The organism is Rhizobium sp. CCGE 510, assembly GCF_000292525.1.
In the GTDB taxonomy this organism is placed as follows: Bacteria; Pseudomonadota; Alphaproteobacteria; order Rhizobiales; family Rhizobiaceae; genus Rhizobium.
The window spans coordinates 1-1342 of sequence record NZ_AEYF01000033.1 but is presented as its reverse complement, the minus strand read 5'-3'; the positions used below and the strand labels follow the sequence as shown (position 1 = coordinate 1342).

The following is a 1342-nucleotide window of genomic DNA, read 5'->3' as shown; positions in this document are numbered from 1 at the left end:
AATGCCGGGACTAAACACCTAGCCCATGTGATCCCTCGGGCTGCTCCGTCGGCCCGAGGCGGAAATATCCCCCAACGCGTGTAGGCGTTGGCGCTGCGATCGATAGATGTCCGGCTGCCGGGAAGCGAATGAAGTCGCTTCCCCCCTTCAGACACATCCTTCCAAGCTCGACGTCCCGCCAGGGGGACATGTCTCTCTCCATTCGTTTTGACCGCAAATCGGGGGTATCACATGCGTTTCACCATTAAACTCAAACTGGGCCTTGCCTTCGGCATCATGACGCTGCTGCTGATCGGCATCGCTGTCTACGGAAGCATGAGTCTCGGAACTTTGAATGACGCGAGCGCCCAGATGATCAACGGCTCGGTCCGTCGTTTGGAGCTGGCACTGACCGCCAATGTCGCCGAAGTCAACGCCATCCGTTCTCAGAAGAACGCACTGCTCTCCACGGATCCCGAAACTGCTGCCGGTTTCTACAAGGACGCCGACCAGTACCTGCAGGAGATGTTCGACGCCGTCGATGGCGGTCTTGCCATCGCCTTGCCGGAGGGGAAGCCATATTGGGAGAAGTTGCAGACGATCGGTACGAAGTTCCGCGAAAGATCCGCCGAACTGCAGCAACTTGACGCAAGAGGTGACCAGGCTGGTGCGCTGGCGCTTTCACTGGGTGACCTGAGGACAATGACCGACGATATGGGCACTGCGATCGCGGCTCTCGTCGAAATCCAGCGCAAAGGAATGAAGGCGACCGCCGCGTCGAACACTGATCTCTATGGATCGACGAAGCTGATCCTCGGCAGCGCTTCCGGCATTGCAGTGCTCATCGCGCTCGGCGCCGCGCTGTGGATCACCCTTGGAATCAACAATGGCTTGCGAAAGATCACGATGGTCGCAAACGCCGTCGCGATCGGTGACCTCAACCAGAAGGTCGATGTCAAGACCAATGACGAGATCAAGGATCTCATCAATACGGTCAACGCCATGACCGCCAATCTGCGCGCCACGGCGGCCCTTGCCGACCAGATCGCCATGGGTGACCTCAGCACCGATGCAAAGCCGCTTTCGGACAAGGATGCGCTCGGCATTGCCATGCAGAGCATGATCTCCAACCTCAGAACCACCGCCGGCATCGCCGATCAGATCGCAAACGGCGACCTGACGGTGTCCCCGAAGCCGCTCTCCGACAAGGATGCGCTGGGCATCGCCCTGGAGCAGATGGTTGAACGCCTGCGCGGCGTCGTCGCCGATGCGATCTCGGCTGCCGAGAACGTCTCTTCCGGCAGCCAGGAACTGTCGGCAAGCTCCGAGCAGGTATCGCAGGGCGCCACCGAACAGGCGGCTT

1 protein-coding gene is annotated in these 1342 nt (G+C 59.9%); it reads left to right on the top strand.

Going from position 1 to position 1342, the window contains the following annotated elements:
- Positions 1–231: 231 nt before the first annotated feature.
- On the top strand, positions 232–1342 hold a 1111-nt coding region (locus RCCGE510_RS16100), incomplete at its 3' end, for a HAMP domain-containing protein (RefSeq protein ID WP_007631540.1).